The sequence below is a fragment of the Sphingomonas desiccabilis genome (assembly GCF_004135605.1).
Taxonomy (GTDB): domain Bacteria; phylum Pseudomonadota; class Alphaproteobacteria; order Sphingomonadales; family Sphingomonadaceae; genus Sphingomonas; species Sphingomonas desiccabilis.
Genome location: NZ_SDPT01000001.1, coordinates 510641 through 526745 on the forward strand (window position 1 = coordinate 510641; position 16105 = coordinate 526745).

A 16105-nucleotide genomic window follows, 5' to 3' on the forward strand; every position below is an offset into this window, starting at 1 on the left:
TCGCTTCGCAGCAAGGTTGCGCCGGCCCGCCACGGTGCCCAGGGACGATAGGCAGGACGGACCGACGCGCCGGGTGCAGGAGGGGGTTGCACCCGGAAGGGGGTTGGAACGGGTCAGACGAGGACCGGCTGGGGCCGCGGCACCTCGCCGAGCGGCGTCGTCGAATCGATCTCCATCATCGGCTTGATGAGGCCGTCGCGCAGGTCATAGACCCAGCCGTGGAGGTAGAGCGTCTGCCCGGCGGCAAACGCATCCTGCACGACCGAGGTGCGCGCGAGCCGCACCAGCTGGTCCCGGACGTTCAGCTCGACCAGGCGGTTGGCCCGCTGGCTCTCGGGCAGCGCGTCGAGTTCCTCCTGATGGTCTCGACGGACCTGCTCGGCGTTGCGCAGCCACTTGCCGAGGTAGCCGGTGGCGCCGCCTTCCAGCGCGGCGTTGATGCCGCCGCAGCCGTGATGGCCGCAGATGATGATGTGCCGGACCTTGAGCACGGTGACCGCATATTCGAGCACCGACATCAGGTTGAGGTCGTCCTCGTTCACCAGATTGGCGACGTTGCGGTGGATGAACATGCCGCCCGGCGGCGTGTTGGTCAGCTGCCCGGCCGCGACGCGGCTGTCGGAACAGCCGATCCACAGGAACTCGGGCTGCTGGCCGGCGATCTGGCGCTCGAAATAGTCGGGGCGCTCTTCCAGCCGCTCGGCGGCCCACGCCTTGTTGGCGAGGAGCAGGTGCTTGTACTCTCTCATGCGAACACGACCTCCTTGCGCGGCGCCTGGATCTTGGACGCCGTCTGCTCGCCGACGTCGCCACGGACGATCACGCCGATGTTGCGGAACTGTGCGTTGCGGACGAACGCGTTGATGATGTCGATGTTGTCGATGTCGACGTAGCTGGTCGCCGACAGGTCGATCAGCACGTGCGTGTTGTCCGGAACCTTCGCGAGTTCCTTCTGCAGCTCGTACTTGTGGATGAAGTAGAGGTTGCGGCGGGCACGGATCATGCAGCTGTCGCCGTCCTGGACGAAGATGATCGCCGGACGGAAGTTGCGGCCGATCACGAAGACGAAGCCCACGACCAGGCCGATGACGATGCCTTCCAGCAGATCGGTGAACAGGATCGCGCCGACCGTCACCACGAAGGGCACGAACTGGGTCCAGCCCTGCTTGAAGCGCTTGGTGAACAGCGACGGCTTGGTGAGCTTGTAGCCGGTTGCGATCAGCACGGCGGCGAGTGCCGACAGCGGGATCAGGTTGAGGATCGCCGGGATCAGCAGCACGCTCAGCAGCAGCCAGCAGCCGTGCAGGATGGTGGAGAGCTGGCTGTTGGCGTTGGCGTCCACGTTGGCCGAGCTGCGGACGATCACCGAGGTGACCGGCAGGCCGCCGATCAGGCCGGCGACGATGTTGCCGCTGCCCTGCGCGAACAGCTCGCGGTTCTTGTCCGTGGTGCGGCGCTTGGGATCGATCTCGTCGATCGCCTTCACCGACAGCAGCGATTCCAGGCTGGCGACGATCGCAAGCGTGACGGCGGTGCTCCACACGGCCGCGTTGCTGATCTGGCCGAAGTCGGGTGTCGTGAACAGGCCGATGAACTCGCCCAGGCCTGCGGCCACGGGCACGCTCACCAGGTGCGACGCCTGGACCTGAAGATCGGGTGCGGCCATCCCGAACAGCGCGTTGATCAGCACCGCGCCGACCACCACGACGAGGGGACCGGGGAGGAAGCGCAGCGGGCCTTCCTTGGGCTTGGCGTGATCCCACCAGAACAGGAAGGCGAGGGAGATCGCCGCGATGATCGCGGCCCCCCAGACGATCTGCTCGCGCAGCACGTGGCCGATGGCGGAGAAGGTGTTCTCGCCGTTGGCCTGGAAGAACGAGAAGCTGCCTTCCGGATCGGCGTCATAGCCGATCGCGTGCGGGAACTGCTTCAGGATCAGGATCAGGCCGATCGCGGCGAGCATGCCGGTGATGACCGACGAGGGGACGAATTCGCTCAGAATGCCGCCGCGCGATACGGAGAAGAGGAGCTGGATGCAGCCGGCCAGCACCACGGCCAGCAGGAACGCCTCATAGCTCGGCAGGCGCTGGATCGCGTCGAGCACGATCACTGTCAGGCCTGCGGCGGGGCCGCTGACCGACAGGGGCGATTTGCTCAGCATGCCGATGACGATGCCACCGACGATGCCCGAGATCAGGCCCGAGAACAGGGGGGCACCGGACGCCAGCGCGACGCCCAGGCAGAGCGGCAGCGCGACGAGCGCCACCACGATCGAGGCGGGCACGTCCTGCCGCCAGCTTGTCGTGAATTTCGAAGCCAAGGACACCGCGGTACCTTCTCTTGATCGGGTAAAAGCGTCTGAAACGCATGCGGTGCAGCATATAAGGCACGAGCGGGTCGGGGCGGCAGCAGGAAATAATTACGTTTTGTTTCCCATGGCGCTGGGTTGTGCCGCGCGGCAGCGGGGCTATCTGGGGAGGCAATGGTCCGATCAAGTCGATCCAACGATTGGGGATTTCCCCGCTGGCGCGGTTACGAAGCCGAGCGTCAGGCTACGCGCGTGCGCCTTTGCGACCGGCACGGTTGCGAGGCCCCTGGTGACCGGCCTGCGCCCAAGTCGCCCAACAACCCGGATCGCTGGTATTTCTGCGAGACCCACGCCGCCGAATACAACCGCAACTGGAATTATTTCGAAGGCTTGGACGAGGAGGAGGCGAAGCGCCGCGAGGCGAGCGAGCAGCGCACCGCCAACGGCTATGCCAACGCCTCGCACTACGCCTGGGGCGGCTCCGGCGACGGCACCCGTTCCCGCGACGAGATGCGCGCGCTGGAAGTGCTCGGGCTGGAGGTCGACGCCGACTTCGAGGCGGTGCGCAGCGCCTGGCGGCGGCTCGCCAAGTCCAGCCACCCCGATGTGCGCCCCGGCGACAAGGAAGCCGCGGTCCGCTTCCAGGCGATCCAGGCGGCCTATGAGGTGCTGCGGGTCGCCGAGGAGCGGCGGCAGTGGAAGCCCGCATGAAACCGGTGGTCCGCGCGCGCTGGTCGCGGGCGGTGCTGGTATGCGGCAAATGCTCGCGCAAGCTGGACGGCGGGTTCGGGCCGGATGGCGACCAGCCGCTCGCCAAGGCCCTGCGCAAGCGCCTGGAACTGAAAAAGGGCCCAAAGGCACGGGCTGGCATCGTCGAGACGCGCTGCCTGGGTGTCTGCCCCAAGCGTGCCGTGACGGTGATCGATGCTGCAAGGCCGGGCGAATGGCTGCTGGTGAGCTCGGGCGCCGACCTCAACGGGCTTGCGCAGGAACTGGGGTTGTCGGAGCAGGAGACGGAAGCCCCGGACGCGGCTTGACGGGCTGCTTGCATGCTTGACGGCGTGCGCCGCCTGGGCAGTATCGGCGGCTCGGCGCCCCCTTCTCTTGCGGATCTGGCCTTGCGCATCTTCCATTTCGTGGCGGCCCTTGCGGCGGCCGTATCCCCCGGTGCGGCGAAAAGCGAAGCCGCGCGGAGTTTCGAGGGGACGGTGGGGCGCAGCAGGATCGTTCTCAGCCTGGAAGAGGACGCCAAGCGGGAGGGCGCCTGGGGCAGCTACTTCTACCTGTCGAGCCGGCGGGACCTGACCCTGGACGGCGCGCGCCGCGGCAACACGCTGACGCTGGAGGCGCGGGCGACGCAGGACCGTCTGGAACTGCGCGAGGAAGGCGGCGGCCTTGTCGGTACGCTGACCACCGCGGCCAGGCGCCGCTTTCCGGTGCGGCTGGCCCGCGTCACCACGGCGCGGGACCTTCCTGCCGATCTGCGCCCGAGCTGTCGCTGCACGAGCGGCTGCAACTGTCCGGGCTGAGGTTGCAGCCCGAGTCCGTCGAGCATGTCGATGGCAAGCCGATCCGCTGGTACCGCGAGCCTAAGAGTGGCGTCCGCCTCTTTCGCCTGGAGGGGCGCTATGCCGCGCAGCCGACGGCAGCGATGAACGCGACCCTGGCGCAAGCCCAGTGGCGCGAGGTCAGCCGCTGGCTCGGCTGCACCGACGTCGGGGGAGAGCCGGGGGTGGACGGCGGGGTCGAGGGCAAGCCGTGGCTGGGTCGCGACTATGTCAGCTACGAATGGCAGGCGAGCTGGTCGTGCGCGGGTGCCGCCCATCCCGACTTCGGGACCGCCGGGCATAGCTTCGACGCGCACACGGGGCGGGAGCTGAAGCTGGACGAGGTGCTGCGGCCCGGTTCGGGGCCGATCCCGCCCGAGGATAGCGACCGCTGGTATGGCTATCGCGCGCAGACATTCGCTCCGGCGGTGGTACTGCTTCTCCAGCAATACCATCCGCAGGAGATGCAGCCCGTCGACCCGGATGGAGAGGAATGCGACTATACCGATCCGGAAGTCTGGAACTTCCCGGCCTGGCGGCTGACGCCGGAAGGTCTGTGGCTGGGCGCGAGTTTTGCCCGCGTGATGCGCGCCTGCGACGGCCCCGACTGGCCGGTGCTGCCCTGGTCGACGCTGTCGGTAAAGCCGCAGTAGCGGCTCGCCCGGCCGCTTTCCCGAGCTCCTGCGGAAGCAGGAGGCCAGGGTCGCAGGCGCCGCGGTTTCACAATCCTGGGCTCCTGCCTGCGCAGGACCACCGAGTCAGCGCGCGTAGCGCTCCGCCTCGTGCCGGATCAGGGCGATCATGTTGGGGATGCCCTGGGTCCGGTTGGAGCTCAGCTGTTTCGACAGGTCGAAGGGGGCTAGGGCTGCCGGGATGTCGGTCGCGAGGATCGCGGCCGGGCTTTGGTCCTGCACCGCCGAGAGGACCAGGGCGATGATCCCCTTGGTGATCGCGGCGTTGCTGTCGGCCAGGAAGTGGAGCGTCCCGTCCTCTCGCCGGGTGGGATAGACCCAGACCGAGGCGGAGCAGCCGCGCACCAGCGTAGCATCGGTCTTCAGCGCGTCGGGCATGGGCTCCAGCGCGCGACCCAGGTCGATCAGCAGGCGATAGCGGTCGTCCGGATCGAGGAAGCCATATTCGTCGAGGATGTCGTCGAGGGACTGCATGCGCAGCCCGGTAGCAGCTGGCGGCGGCCGGCAAAAGGCCGCCGCGGCTGCATCAGAGGTCGACCCCGGCGGCGATCGCCTCCAGCTTGCGGATGCGTTCCTTCAGGTCGGCGAGTTCGATGCGGGTACCGGCGTGACCGAAGCCGGGCGCTTCGCCGCCTTCGACTCGGGCGAGTTCCTGCCGCTTGAGCGCCAGCCAGCCGCGCCAGCCGGCAAGGGTCGCGGCGGTGACCATGGCCACGGCGGCGAGGCCGCTGGTGGCGAGGACGAGGGTGAGGTTCGGGTCCGTCATGTCGCTGCTCCGGTGGGGCGTGGACGTGGGTGGTCAGTTGAGCGGCGGCTGATCGCGCAGCCGCTCGATCTCGTCGGAAAGATCCAGGCCGCGGTCGGTGACGATGCGTTCCAGCACGCGCACCCGCTGCTCCAGCCGCTCCGTCTGCGCCGCATATTGCGCCGCTTTTTCCGCGAGCTTGTTGGCTTCTAGCTCCAGCGCCCGCTCGCGGTGGTCGAGCCAAGGCTTCACGAAGGTCTTGCCCACGATCGCGACGATGGGGATCATCAGCGCGAGGATCGGGATCAGAATAGGGCTCATGGTCGGTCCTTCAGTTCGCGCGGTCGCGCAGCTGGTCGATTTCGCGGGAGAGCAGGGCGCCGCTGTCGGTGACGATGCGCTCGACCGTCGCGAGCCGGTCTTTGACCGAGCCGAGCTCGGCGCGGAGCTGGGCATTCTCCTGGCTCAGCAGGCGGACCCGCTCGATCGTCTCCTCGTTCTTCTGCGGATAGACCGCCTGGCCCCAGGCGCCGTCGAGCGGATAGCCATGCTTGATCCGCATCCAGGTGGTGATGACCCATCCGGTGACCGCGACCGCGACGATGGTCACGATCAGGGGGAAGAGGCCTTGGAGCAGTGCGTAGGTCTCGGGGTTCATTGCAGATCTCCTCTCGGCGCTCAGCGCAGCGCGTCGATTTCGCGGGCGGTGCGTGCGGCGGGGTCGGTGGCGATGCGCTCGAGCACCGCGATCCGCTCCTCCAGCCGGCCGATCTTGCCGGTCAGGCGTTCGTTCTCGCTGGAGAGCAGCGCGATCTTGCGATCGGCGTCGGGGCTCTCCTTGTGGCTCACGCCCGACCATTCATTCTCCACCGGATAGCCGTGGCGGGCACGGATCCAGTTGTTGAGGACCAATCCGAAGGTCGAGATCGCGATCAGCGCGATGACGAAGCCCGGGCCACTCCAGCTCATGAACTTTCCCTCCCTGTTAAACGCCTGGCGATTGGCTCAGCGCAGGCTGTCGATCTCGTCGGCCAGGCGCGTGTTGCGGCTGGTGTAGAACATCTCGATGTCGGCAAGACGCCGGTCGATGTCGCGGAACGTGGAGCGGATCTCCGCGGTCGAGCGCTTCGGGTTGGAGCGCACGCCCTGCCAGAACTTCGCATCCTCCTCGCTGTCGTAGAGGCCGACCGGCTTCTTGGGCGCCATCCAGGCGATCATCCCATAGGCGATGAGGGTCCAGGGGAAGCCGCCCGCCAGCGTCAGCAGCACGGCGCCGATGCGGATCCACATCGTCTCGACGCCGGTATAGTCCGCGATGCCGGAGCACACGCCCGACCACTTCGCATTCTGCTTGTCGAGGTAGAATTTGGTGCGTTGCGCGGTCATCTCAGTTCCTCCGGGAAAAGTCGATTTCACGGTCCGCAGCGTCCGGTGCGGAAGGACGGAAATCCGGATTGTCGGCAGCGACGATGCGTTCGATCGTCTGGAGGCGTTCTTCCAGCCGGCGGGCCGTGAAGTGCATCTCGTCGAGCAGCTTCTCGTCCTCGCCGGTCAGGGTCGGCGCCTGCTTCCACCGGGTGATGTAGTGCAGGATCAGCCACGGCAGCCCGATGAACAGCGTGACGATCGGCACCGCGATGGAGATGAAGTCGTCCATCTCAGCCCTCCTTGTTCATGCGCGCCTTGAGCGCGGCGAGCTCGGCGTCGATCTTCTCGGCCGACTGGAGTTCGGCGATCTCTTCCTCCAGCGTCTTCACCTGGCCCATGCCCAGCGCATCGGCGCGGCCCTCGGCGAGGTCGGCGCGGCGTTCCAGAACCTCGAAGCGGCTGAAGGCCTCGTTGGTCTTGGAGCCGGCGTACATCTCGCGCAGGCGGCTGCGGTTGTTGGCGCTTTCGAGCCGGGTCATGATCGCGTTCTGGCGGGTACGCGCCTCGCGCAGCTTGTTCTGCAGCTTGGCGATGTCCTCTTCCGAGCCGCGCAGCGAGTCGTCCAGGACGCGGATCTCGCCGGAAAGCTGCTCGACCATGTCGGCGGCCTTCTTGCGCTCGATCAGCGCGGCCTTGGCCAGGTCCTCGCGGTTCTTCGACAGGGCGAGCTCGGCCTTTTCGGTCCAGCTTTCCTGCAGACCCTGCAGCTTGGTGATGTGGCGACGCATCTCCTTCTGGTCGGCGATGGTGCGCGCCGCGGAAGCCCGAACCTCGACCAGCGTCTCCTCCATCTCAAGGATGATCATGCGGATCATCTTGGAGGGATCTTCCGCCTTGTCGAGCAGATCGGTGACGTTGGCGGCGATGATGTCTCGGGTGCGGGAAAAGATACCCATCGATTCAAACTCCTGTGTGTGTTCCGGTTGGGCCGGGACGAGGGGGCAACATCCCGCCCCGGCCCGCCGTCGGTCACGCGATCGCGGGGCCGGCGGATGCTGCGAAAGCCTGGGCCGGGCCGGTGCTGGTCGTTGCCGCCAGCGTCACCGTGCTGAGGACCAAGGCGCCGATCAGGCTGGCGAGGGTCCGGCTGAGGCTCGTTGCGTTGTAGGTCGTCATCGTCATGCTCCCTGAACCTGTTGTGCTGCCCGGTTGCCGGGCTTGTCCATTGCTTTGCAGGACCCGTGCCAATTTCCGAAAACGGCGGAAAACCGCGGGATGTGCGATGACGGCCGGCGGCCGGCAACAAATCCGTTGCTAACAGTTGGGAAACTGCGCCAAGCTTCCGGTATGGAGCGCACGACCCAAGTCATCGGCCAATCGACGGCCTTTCTGGACACGCTGGAACGGGCCAGCCGCGCGGCGGCGCTGGATCGCCCGGTGCTGGTGATCGGCGAGCGCGGGACCGGCAAGGAGCTGGTGGCCGAGCGTCTGCACCGCCTGTCGCCGCGCTGGGACCAGCCGCTGGTGGTGATGAACTGCGCGGCCCTTCCGGAGACGCTGATCGAGGCCGAGCTGTTCGGGCACGAGGCGGGCGCCTTCACCGGCGCCACCAAGGCGCGGGCGGGGCGGTTCGAGGAAGCCGATCGCGGCACCTTGTTCCTGGACGAACTCGGCACGCTGTCGATGGCGGCGCAGGACCGGTTGCTCCGTGCGGTCGAGTATGGCGAGGTCACGCGGATCGGGTCGTCGCGGCCGGTCCATGTCGACGTCCGCATCGTTGCGGCAACCAACGAGCATCTGCCCGATCGCGTGGCGGCGGGCACGTTCCGCGCCGACCTGCTCGACCGGCTGTCGTTCGAGGTGGTGACGCTGCCGCCGCTGCGCGCCCGCGCCGGCGACATTCCGGTGCTCGCTGAGTTCTTCGGCCGCCGCATGGCAGCCGAGATCGGGCGGGAGGTGTGGCCGGGCTTCGGTCCCGCGGCACTGGATGCGCTCACCAGCCATCCGTGGCCCGGCAACGTGCGCGAGCTTCGCAACGTGGTGGAACGCGCCGTCTACCGCTGGGAGCGGCCGGGGCCGATCGATGGCATCGAGATCGATCCCTTCGCATCCCCCTATCGTCCCCGTGGCCAGGCGCCCGCATCGGAGATTCCTCCCGCGGCGGAGCCGGCTCCTGCCTCGACGCCGGAGGTGCCGGCGGAGCACGGGTTCGAGCCGGCCGACTTCAAGACGCGGGTCAACCGCTTCGAGCGCGAGCTGCTGTCGCGGGCGCTTGCCGAGAACCGGTTCAACCAGCGGACCACGGCCGAGGCCTTGGGGCTGAGCTACGACCAACTGCGCCATGCGTTGCGCCGGCATAATCTGCTGGGGCAGGGCGGCGGATGACGTACGCGATGCACCGATCGGAGGTTGCGCACGGCGCACCGCAGCTTACCTAGAACGCGACCGTAACGACCGGAGCCATCCGGTCGCGCCCGCGTTCGACATCGCAAAATCCATCAAGGAGGAACCGTCATGGCTTTCGAACTTCCGCCGCTGCCCTACGCCTATGACGCGCTGGAGCCGACCATCGACAAGGAGACGATGACGCTCCACCACGACAAGCACCACAAGGCCTATACCGACAAGCTGAACGAGGCGATCGGAGAGGACCCGAGCCTTGAGGGCAAGACGATCGAGCAGATCCTGGCCAACATGTCGGGCGCGCCGGCCAAGCTGCGCAACAACGGCGGCGGCTATTGGAACCACGACTTCTTCTGGAAGACGATGAAGGGCGGCGGCTCGCAGCCGACCGGCGCGCTCAAGGACGCGATCGACGCCAAGTTCGGCTCGGTCGACGCGTTCAAGGAGCAGTTCAACACCGCGGGTGCGAACCAGTTCGGTTCCGGCTGGGCGTGGCTGATCGTGGGCGAGGACGGCGAGCTCGCCATCACCTCGACCCCGAACCAGGACAATCCGCTGATGGACGTCGCCCCGGTGAAGGGCACCCCGATCCTGGGCAACGACGTATGGGAACACGCCTATTACATCACCTATCGCAACGCCCGACCCGAATATCTGAAGGCGTGGTGGAATGTCGTCGACTGGGACGTGGCAAATCAGCGCTACGAAGCAGCCAAGGCATGAACCAAGGGGCGGGAAGGAAACTTCCCGCCCTTTGTTTTCGACGGCCCGGCCGTACATGCCGATGGCCCCGGAAAATTCTTGCGGAGCCGACCTTGTTATTTTTGCCCCGATCTGCCATATAGGTGCTGCTACAGTCGCATATTGACGGTTTTCGGCGCTTTGCGGCTCCCGCTTCCTTCTTTCCCTGTGTTTGAGCGCAAGCGCTCCCGACACGCGGGGGCGCCGACAAGAAGGAACTACCCATGAGCATTCTCGGCACCGTCAAGTTCTTCAACGCCGACAAGGGCTATGGCTTCATCGCGCCGGATACCGGTGGCCAGGACGCCTTCGTCCACATCACGGCGGTCGAGCGGGCCGGCATGATCACCCTCAACCAGAACCAGCGCGTTTCGTACGAGCTGGAGCAGGATCGCCGCGGCAAGATGGCTGCGGTGAACCTTCAGCCGGCCGACTAAGTCGGGCGGCGACCCGGCGGCGCCATCCGGCGCCGCCGTGCTCTTTACGGGAGACCCGTCCGTGGCACAGCTAAGCTATCGTGAGCATGCAGCACAGGCCCATGCCGATGCAGAAGCCGCGACTCTGGACATGGTGCGCGACCGTTGTCTTCGGGCCGAAGCGGCCTGGGTGGCGATGGCGGAGCGCCAAGAACGCGTCGACAAGCTCCGCGCCGAACGCGAAGGTGCCGGGCCGGTCCCCGTCCTTTAGGATACCGAGTGAAGTTTTTTACCAGCCAGAACAATCCCAGTTTCCCCATTCCCGAAGCCGCCGTCGTCACGGCCCGCCGCATGTCGGCCGCGGATCGCCAGATGCAGGCGATCGCCCGTGCCGCAGTTCGCGAAGTGCTCGGATGAACCAAAAAGGCGCGCCGTCCCCGGCGCGCCTTTTTGTTTGTGTGAGGTGTTGGCTGGGGCGGCCATGCCGACGAAAGCGAGGCTGCGACGCATCCTTTCGCCGTCTTCCTGCGGAGGCAGGACCCTAGGGTTTCAAAGCTTTGCAAGCCGTTGCTCTGCTTGGCCCTGGATCCCTGCCTGCGCAGATACGATTGTGTCGTTCGCAGGGGGCGCAAGAGCCACCGATCCATTGCCGCTGCCGCTTGAGCCCGTTGCGTTGCGCGTATGGGTGCTGACTCGCGTCAGCAGGACAGGGAAGGGGCAGGGAAGCGCCCTTACCCCTCGGGCGGAACCGGGGCCTCCTTTTCCGTGGTGAGGCCGTGGCGCAGCAGCATGGGGACGTTGGCGATCGCGAACAGCAGCGTCAGCGGCACCGCGCCCCAGAGCTTGAACCCGACCCAGAAGTCCCAGCTGGTGTTGCGCCAGACCAGTTCGTTGAGCACGGCCATGCCGGCGAAGAAGCCGGTCCAGTTGATCGTCAGCTTGCGCCAGCCCTCGGCGGACAGACCCGGATAGGCCCCCTCCAGCAGCGACTGGAGCAGCGGGCGACCGGTGGCGAGGCCAAAGCCCAGGATGGCGGAGAACATCGCATAGACGATCGTCGGCTTCACCTTGATGAAGGTGTCGTCGCGAAAATAGAGCGTCAGCCCGCCGAACACGAGCACCAGCCCGCCGGTGATCCACAGCATCGGCGAGATGCGGCCCGTCTTGATGTGCGACACCAGGATCGCGACGAAGGTCGCCACCATGAAGGCGGCGGTCGCGATCAGCACGCGCGCCAGGCTGTCGACCATGTTGGGCAGGTGCAGCTTGCCGGCGAGCAGATTGGCGGCGAAGAACACCGCCAGCGGGCCATAGTCGAGCGCCATGCGCAGACCAGGGCTGGCCTCCTTCGCAGGAGCGGTCGTGCTCATCGCAGGTTCCTCCCCTGGTCGACGCCGGCGATGATGCGCGCCACCTCGTTGGCATCGAAGCCGCGCAGGTCGTCGGCGGTCTCGCCGACGCCGATCGCGTGGATGGGCAGGCCGTAGCGCTCGGCGGCCGCGACCAGCACGCCGCCGCGCGCGGTGCCGTCGAGCTTGGTCATCACCAAGCCGGTGACGCCCGCGGTCTCCTTGAACACCTCGATCTGGTTTAGCGCGTTCTGGCCGGTGGTGGCGTCGAGCACCAGCACCACGTCGTGCGGCGCCTCCGGGTTGAGGCGGCCGAGCACGCGACGGATCTTGGCGAGTTCGTCCATCAGTTCGCGCTTGTTCTGGAGGCGACCGGCGGTGTCGACGATCAGCACGTCGATGCCGGTGGCGGTCGCCTGCTTCACCGCCTCATAGACGATGCCGGCGGCGTCGCCGCCCTCGGCGCCCGAGACGATCGGCACGCCAATCCGCTCGGCCCAGGTCCTGAGCTGGCCGATCGCGGCTGCGCGGAAGGTATCGCCGGCGGCGAGCATCACGCCGTAATCCTGCTCGACCAGCGTCTTGGCGAGCTTGGCGATGGTGGTGGTCTTGCCCGATCCGTTGACGCCGATCACCAGGATCACCTGCGGGCGCGGAAACGCCTCGATCTCCAGGGGCTTGGCGACCTTGGCGAGCGAGCGCTCCACCTCCTCCGCAACGACCAGGCGGATGCCGAGCTCCTCCATGTTGCGCTCATACTGCCCTTCGGCGAGCCGGGCGCGGACGCGCGCGGCCGTCTCCGGCCCCAGATCGGAGGCGATCAGCGCCTCCTCGATCTCGTCGAGCGTCTCCTCGTCCAGCCGCGCGGCCGAGAGGCCGGCGAGGTTGCCCATCAGCCGGTCGGAGGTCTTGCGAAAACCCCCGAGCAGCCGTTCGTGCCACGATGCGCTCATGCCGCCACTCCCACCAGCCGGTCCTGCTCGACGGCGATGATCGCTACGTCGGCGATGGTCCCTGCCTGCATTGTTCGATCCAATCCTACTTCCGCAAAGGCTTCCGCATGGCCGCGGTCGCCGGGTCGTTCCACTAGAACGCGTTGCCGCGTACCCACCAGCCGGTGCAGCCACGCCGTGTGGCGCTCGGCCGCGCGGGCGCGCAGCCGGGCCGCGCGCTCCCGCGCCACGGCCGGGTTCACCTGCGGCATGCGTGCCGCGGGCGTTCCTGCGCGCGGCGAGAAGGGAAAGATGTGCGCGTGCACGATGTCGCAATCGTCGAGCAGCGCCAACGTATCCGCGAACATCGCGTCGTCCTCGGTCGGGAAGCCGGCGATGAGGTCCGCGCCGATCGCGATCTCCGGCCGCGCCGCCTTCAGCCGCGCGACCATCGCGACGGCATCGGCGCGCAGGTGCCGGCGCTTCATCCGCTTGAGGATCAGGTCGTTGCCGGCCTGGAGCGAGAGGTGGACGTGCGGCAGCACGCGCGGCTCGCCGGTGAGCAGCGCCATCAGCCGGTCGTCGATCTCGATCGAGTCGAGCGACGACAGGCGGAGGCGCTCCAGCGCCGGCACATGGGTGAGGATGCGCTCGACCAGCTTGCCGAGACTCGGCCGGCCGGGCAGGTCCTGGCCGTAGCTGGTGAGGTCGACGCCGGTCAGCACCACCTCGCGATGGCCGGCGGCCACCACCTCGGCCACGCGCGTGACCACCGCGCCGGCGGGCGCGGAGCGGGCGGGGCCGCGGCCGAAGGGGATGGCGCAGAAGGTGCAGCGATGGTCGCAGCCGTTCTGCACCTCGACAAAAGCGCGGACGTGCGCGGCAAAGGCGGGCGCGAGGTGCGGCGCGTCCCGCCGGACGGCGTCCCAGTCGGACACGCGGACTGGTTCGCTAGCGGCCCAAGCCTCGGGCAGCAGCTTGTCGGCGTTGCCGACCACACGGTCCACCTCCGGCATGGCGGCGAAGCCCTGCGGATCGATCTGCGCTGCGCAACCGGTGACGATCAGTTCCGCGCCCGGCCGTTCGCGGCGCGCGCGGCGGATCGCGCGGCGGGTGCCGGCGACCGCCTCGTTGGTCACGGCGCAGCTGTTGACGACTACCGCATCCCTGCGCCCTAACAGGGTGCGGATCGTTTCGCTTTCGGCGATGTTGAGCCGGCAGCCGAGCGAAATCACCTCGGGCAACGCGGAAGAAGGGGGCGGCATGGCGGCTGATCTAGGGGCGGGACCGGACGAAGTCCAACGCGCGGCGGACGCCGTGCTGCACTTCTGGTTCGAGGAACTCTTACCGGAGCAGCATTTCGCCAAGAATGACGCGCTGGATGCGGCCATTCGCGAGCGGTTCGGCGCCTTGCGGAATGCGGTGGTCGCGACGGATGCGGAAGGATGGCGCGATACGCCCGAGCGGTTGCTGGCGGCAATCCTGCTGGTCGACCAGTTCTCGCGAAACCTCTACCGCGGATCGGGAGCGGCGTTCGCGGCCGATCCGCTCGGGCTGGAACTGGCGCTGTCGGGCATCGCAGCAGGCTTTGCGCCGAAGTTAGAGTCGCCGTGTCGGGCCTTTCTCTACATGCCGCTGATGCATTCGGAGGATCGCGGCGTCCAACGCTTCGCCCTGCGCTGCTTCTCCGAAACGGGATTGGAGGCGAACCTGGCGTTTGCGCAGGCCCATGCCGACGTGATCGAGCGCTTCGGTCGCTTTCCGTCGCGCAACGTCGCGCTGGGACGCGACTCGACGCGGGAGGAACTGGCCTATCTCAGCCAACCAGGCGCTGGTTGGTAAGGTCGAGCGGGGGTTGTGCAGGCGCGTCCGGGGCAGGGCGCGCGACGAGCTGACGACGCTCGGCGAGCATCCGGCGTACGCCCGCAGTGGAAAGCGGCGGCCCGTAGCGCAGCCCCTGTGCCTTGGCGCAGCCGATCCCGCGCAAGCGCGCCTCGACGGCTTCGTTCGGCACGCCCTGCGCAGTCACGGGCAGGTTCAGGCTCTCTCCCAGTCGCGCGATCGCGTTGACGATGGCGGTGGCGTCCGCACTGTCGGCCATAGACTGGACGAGGCCGGCATCGATCTTGATCCGGTCGAGCGGCAGCGCGCGCAGGTGGGCCAAACTCGAATAGCCGGTGCCGAAATCGTCCAGCGCGACCCGCACGCCCTGGTTCTTCAGGCTGCCGATGATCGATTGCGCCAGCGGCAGGTTGTCGAACAGCGCGCTCTCGGTGATCTCCACCTGAAGGCGGTGCGCCGGGAAGCCGGTCTCGGTTAGGAGCTTCAGGATCTTCTGCGCAAGCCAGGCGTCCCGCAGCTGGCAGCGCGACAGATTTATCGAGAGGCACAGCGACGGGTCCCAATCGCGGGCGGCGTCGAACGCCTGGCGCATCAGCGACAGGGAAAGGTCGGCGATGAGGCCGGTATCCTCGGCGAGCGGCAGGAACGACTCGCCCTCCAGCAAGCCGCGCGCCGGGTGCTGCCAGCGGGGGAGCACCTCGAACCCGTCGAGGTCGCCGGTCGCGAGGTCCATCTGCTGTTCGAAGAAGGGGAGGATCTGGCCCTGCGGGATGGCGATGCGCAGCGCCTCTTCCAGGTCGTTTCGGCTGTGCAGCTCGCGCTCCATGGAACGATCAAACCAGGCGAAGCGATCGCGGCCATTCCGCTTGGCCGTATAGAGCGCGATGTCCGCGGCGCGCATCAGCGCCTTGATGGACGGGCAATCCGCGCCGGAGCATGCGACCCCCACCGAGGCGGTGACCTGACAGCGCAGGCCCCCCACGTCGACCGGCTGCGAGAGGCGGGCCAGCAGGCGTTCGGCGAGTCTCTGGATCTGCGCCGGCTGGGCAGGCGCGATCGACAGCGCACAGGCAAAGGAGTCGCCCCCCATGCGCGCGATGCGGCTGCCGGGCGGCATGGTCTCGATCATCGCGGTCGCCGCGTGACGAAGCACGACGTCGCCCGCCGGCTGGCCGTGCATGTCGTTGATCGCCTTGAAATGATCGAGGTCGATCAGCAACAGCGCGACCGCGCCACGCGACCGGCCGGCGCGCTCGATCATTGCGGCGCCTTCGGAGGCGAAATCCTTGCGATCCAGCAGGATCGCCAGCGGGTCGGGGGCTGCCAGCGCCCGGGCGTGTTCTTCGGCGGCCTCCTGGGCCTGTGCGGCCGCGCGCTGGGCCTGGTGGCGATTCCAGCCGAGCAGCATCAGCGCGAGGTTGAGCAGCAGCGCCACGACGAGCAGTCGCTGCGGCGGCGGTCCGCCCCCCAGCCAAACTCCAAGCGTGCTGGCGAGAAGGGTGCTGCCGATCCCGACCAGGAGCAGCAGCGAGGCGATGCCAATCCCCAGCAGCAGGGCGTCCGAGGAAGGACGCAGCCTGCCCGAACGACCGGTGCCGAAGATCGTGCCGAGAGGAAGCCGGGAGCGCATGACTCCTTGTCCGCGACAGGTGTGTAGATCGGGTTAAATCCTGCGGCTTCCTCGCAAGTCTTGCCCACTTCGGCGCAATCGGCTATCGGCCCCGTGTCGTTCCTCAAAAGGACGGCATCCATGCGACCGCCC

The 16105-nt window shown here is 67.6% G+C and carries 25 protein-coding genes; 10 read left to right on the plus strand and 15 right to left on the minus strand.

All coding sequences use genetic code 11. The features are described from left to right. Window positions 1–113: 113 nt before the first annotated feature. Window positions 114–749: a carbonic anhydrase gene (locus EO081_RS02390; RefSeq protein ID WP_129340339.1), complete on the minus strand. Its 636-nt coding sequence runs from the start codon at window positions 747–749 to the stop codon at window positions 114–116. Beyond that, window positions 746–2284 (minus strand): SulP family inorganic anion transporter, encoded by a 1539-nt coding sequence (locus tag EO081_RS02395; protein ID WP_240697512.1) that lies wholly within the window; start codon window positions 2282–2284, stop codon window positions 746–748. The genes EO081_RS02390 and EO081_RS02395 overlap by 4 nt, the downstream gene beginning before the upstream one ends. 198 nt (window positions 2285–2482) lie before the next feature. On the opposite strand from EO081_RS02395, the gene EO081_RS02400 reads away from it, so the two are divergent. The 4 genes from EO081_RS02400 to EO081_RS02415 are packed head-to-tail and all read left to right on the plus strand — an operon-like array spanning window position 2483 to window position 4508. Further along, entirely contained in the window at window positions 2483–3019 is a 537-nt protein-coding gene (locus EO081_RS02400; protein WP_129340341.1) for a J domain-containing protein, read from the plus strand. After that, window positions 3016–3345, plus strand: coding sequence for a (2Fe-2S) ferredoxin domain-containing protein (locus tag EO081_RS02405; RefSeq protein ID WP_129340342.1), 330 nt, complete (start codon window positions 3016–3018; stop codon window positions 3343–3345). Before EO081_RS02400 ends, EO081_RS02405 begins: the two co-directional genes overlap by 4 nt. 12 nt (window positions 3346–3357) lie before the next feature. Then, window positions 3358–3837 (plus strand): hypothetical protein, encoded by a 480-nt coding sequence (locus EO081_RS02410; RefSeq protein ID WP_129340343.1) that lies wholly within the window; start codon window positions 3358–3360, stop codon window positions 3835–3837. 2 nt (window positions 3838–3839) lie between these two features. After that, complete coding sequence (locus tag EO081_RS02415) at window positions 3840–4508, plus strand: hypothetical protein (protein ID WP_129340344.1); 669 nt, start codon at window positions 3840–3842, stop codon at window positions 4506–4508. Window positions 4509–4613: 105 nt separating this feature from the next. Here the strand turns inward: EO081_RS02415 and EO081_RS02420 are convergent, their stop codons facing one another. From EO081_RS02420 to EO081_RS16720, 9 genes are all read right to left on the minus strand, one after another. Next, on the minus strand, window positions 4614–5021 hold the full coding sequence (locus EO081_RS02420; RefSeq protein ID WP_129340345.1) for a SufE family protein: 408 nt from the start codon (window positions 5019–5021) through the stop codon (window positions 4614–4616). A 52-nt stretch (window positions 5022–5073) separates the two neighbouring features. After that, the gene (locus EO081_RS02425) at window positions 5074–5313 is read right to left on the minus strand and encodes a hypothetical protein (protein WP_129340346.1); all 240 of its coding nucleotides are present in this window, start codon (window positions 5311–5313) and stop codon (window positions 5074–5076) included. 33 nt (window positions 5314–5346) lie between these two features. Next, on the minus strand, window positions 5347–5613 hold the full coding sequence (locus EO081_RS02430) for a hypothetical protein (protein ID WP_129340347.1): 267 nt from the start codon (window positions 5611–5613) through the stop codon (window positions 5347–5349). Window positions 5614–5623: 10 nt separating this feature from the next. Beyond that, window positions 5624–5950: a hypothetical protein gene (locus tag EO081_RS02435; RefSeq protein ID WP_129340348.1), complete on the minus strand. Its 327-nt coding sequence runs from the start codon at window positions 5948–5950 to the stop codon at window positions 5624–5626. A gap of 20 nt (window positions 5951–5970) precedes the next feature. Continuing rightward, window positions 5971–6261, minus strand: coding sequence for a hypothetical protein (locus EO081_RS02440; RefSeq protein ID WP_129340349.1), 291 nt, complete (start codon window positions 6259–6261; stop codon window positions 5971–5973). A gap of 36 nt (window positions 6262–6297) precedes the next feature. Next, window positions 6298–6678 carry an envelope stress response membrane protein PspC gene (pspC, locus tag EO081_RS02445; protein ID WP_129340350.1) on the minus strand — a complete coding sequence of 127 codons (381 nt, stop codon included), beginning with the start codon at window positions 6676–6678 and terminating at the stop codon, window positions 6298–6300. A gap of 1 nt (window position 6679) precedes the next feature. Further along, on the minus strand, window positions 6680–6949 hold the full coding sequence (pspB, locus tag EO081_RS02450; protein ID WP_125959774.1) for an envelope stress response membrane protein PspB: 270 nt from the start codon (window positions 6947–6949) through the stop codon (window positions 6680–6682). Between the two features lies 1 nt (window position 6950). After that, entirely contained in the window at window positions 6951–7616 is a 666-nt protein-coding gene (gene pspA, locus EO081_RS02455) for a phage shock protein PspA (protein WP_129340351.1), read from the minus strand. A 73-nt stretch (window positions 7617–7689) separates the two neighbouring features. After that, window positions 7690–7836 (minus strand): hypothetical protein, encoded by a 147-nt coding sequence (locus EO081_RS16720; RefSeq protein ID WP_165284448.1) that lies wholly within the window; start codon window positions 7834–7836, stop codon window positions 7690–7692. Window positions 7837–8007: 171 nt separating this feature from the next. Here EO081_RS16720 and pspF point away from each other — a divergent pair, with 171 nt between their 5' ends. The 5 genes from pspF to EO081_RS16725 all read left to right on the plus strand — a co-directional run bounded on the left by pspF (window position 8008) and on the right by EO081_RS16725 (window position 10637). Then, complete coding sequence (gene pspF, locus EO081_RS02460; protein WP_129340352.1) at window positions 8008–9045, plus strand: phage shock protein operon transcriptional activator; 1038 nt, start codon at window positions 8008–8010, stop codon at window positions 9043–9045. 129 nt (window positions 9046–9174) lie between these two features. Further along, window positions 9175–9786, plus strand: coding sequence for a superoxide dismutase (locus EO081_RS02465; protein WP_129340353.1), 612 nt, complete (start codon window positions 9175–9177; stop codon window positions 9784–9786). Between the two features lie 242 nt (window positions 9787–10028). Further along, on the plus strand, window positions 10029–10241 hold the full coding sequence (locus EO081_RS02470; protein WP_129340354.1) for a cold-shock protein: 213 nt from the start codon (window positions 10029–10031) through the stop codon (window positions 10239–10241). A 61-nt stretch (window positions 10242–10302) separates the two neighbouring features. Beyond that, window positions 10303–10491, plus strand: coding sequence for a hypothetical protein (locus EO081_RS02475; protein ID WP_125959769.1), 189 nt, complete (start codon window positions 10303–10305; stop codon window positions 10489–10491). An 8-nt stretch (window positions 10492–10499) separates the two neighbouring features. Further along, on the plus strand, window positions 10500–10637 hold the full coding sequence (locus EO081_RS16725; RefSeq protein WP_165284450.1) for a hypothetical protein: 138 nt from the start codon (window positions 10500–10502) through the stop codon (window positions 10635–10637). Between the two features lie 314 nt (window positions 10638–10951). On the opposite strand, the gene EO081_RS02480 is transcribed toward EO081_RS16725, so the two are convergent. The 3 genes from EO081_RS02480 to mtaB are packed head-to-tail and all read right to left on the minus strand — an operon-like array spanning window position 10952 to window position 13766. Continuing rightward, complete coding sequence (locus EO081_RS02480) at window positions 10952–11590, minus strand: septation protein A (protein ID WP_129340355.1); 639 nt, start codon at window positions 11588–11590, stop codon at window positions 10952–10954. Next, entirely contained in the window at window positions 11587–12522 is a 936-nt protein-coding gene (gene ftsY, locus EO081_RS02485; protein ID WP_129340356.1) for a signal recognition particle-docking protein FtsY, read from the minus strand. Before ftsY ends, EO081_RS02480 begins: the two co-directional genes overlap by 4 nt. Beyond that, complete coding sequence (mtaB, locus tag EO081_RS02490) at window positions 12519–13766, minus strand: tRNA (N(6)-L-threonylcarbamoyladenosine(37)-C(2))-methylthiotransferase MtaB (protein WP_129340357.1); 1248 nt, start codon at window positions 13764–13766, stop codon at window positions 12519–12521. Before mtaB ends, ftsY begins: the two co-directional genes overlap by 4 nt. Between mtaB and EO081_RS02495 the strand changes: the two genes are divergently transcribed. Then, window positions 13765–14343, plus strand: a complete 579-nt coding sequence (locus tag EO081_RS02495; RefSeq protein ID WP_129340358.1) for a DUF924 family protein — start codon at window positions 13765–13767, stop codon at window positions 14341–14343. The genes mtaB and EO081_RS02495 overlap by 2 nt on opposite strands. On the opposite strand, the gene EO081_RS02500 is transcribed toward EO081_RS02495, so the two are convergent. Then, window positions 14318–15973, minus strand: coding sequence for a putative bifunctional diguanylate cyclase/phosphodiesterase (locus EO081_RS02500; RefSeq protein WP_129340359.1), 1656 nt, complete (start codon window positions 15971–15973; stop codon window positions 14318–14320). The two genes, EO081_RS02495 and EO081_RS02500, sit on opposite strands and share 26 nt — an antisense overlap. Window positions 15974–16105: the final 132 nt, after the last annotated feature.